We start from the raw sequence: 676 nt of genomic DNA, 5'->3' as shown, positions 1-676 counted from the left end.
CCGGCCACCGCCGCCGCCGTAAAGGATCGCGGCGGGGCCGGGGCGTAGCGCGTTGGTGGCGCGACACGAAGGACCACCACGGAGCCGCCCGATGGCCGAGACCGACCACGCCGAGACAGACCACGCCGAGACCTGGACCGCGTTCAACGAGGCGGTGAACATGACGCCGGCCGCACTGAGAAAACACCTCGACAGCGAGGACAGCCGGGAGGTCGGCCAGAAGTCGGACGGGGACGAGTCGACCGGCCACGCGATGGGCCGGCGCATCCTGGAGATCAAGGACAAGAAGAAGGCCGACCTCTCGGACGACGACTACGCGGCGATGCGCAAGGTGGTGGGCTACGTCCACCGGCACCTCAAGCAGGGCGGCAAGGCCCGCAACGACCCGGATTCGGCCTGGCGCATGTCGCTGATGAACTGGGGCCACGACCCGCAGAAGGATTGAGGGCGGCGTAATCTCCCTCCCCCCAAAGGGCAGGGCGATTGCATAGGCCGGGTCAATCTTCCCCGGATTGCACGCGGACCGCGACGTGCCCCCTCTCCTGTAGGGAGAGGGTTGGGGTGAGGGGTATAACTTTGCAGACCTGAGCACGCCATCGACGCGCGTTCAGCACCGCACCTCCTCTGGCAGCCTCATACCCCTCACCCTGTCCCTCTCCCTATGGGAGAGGGGACC

The 676-nt window shown here is 67.5% G+C and carries 1 protein-coding gene; it reads left to right on the top strand.

Translation table 11 applies throughout. The annotated features are described in order from the left end of the window. Positions 1-91: 91 nt before the first annotated feature. Positions 92-445 carry a DUF3140 domain-containing protein gene (locus AX737_RS05465; protein WP_066919643.1) on the top strand — a complete coding sequence of 118 codons (354 nt, stop codon included), beginning with the start codon at positions 92-94 and terminating at the stop codon, positions 443-445. Positions 446-676: the final 231 nt, after the last annotated feature.

Source organism: Methylobacterium sp. CCH5-D2 (assembly GCF_001556475.1).
Lineage (GTDB): Bacteria > Pseudomonadota > Alphaproteobacteria > Rhizobiales > Beijerinckiaceae > Methylobacterium > Methylobacterium hispanicum.
Note: the sequence above shows the minus strand (reverse complement) of the source record. Positions and strands in the feature narration are given on the sequence as shown.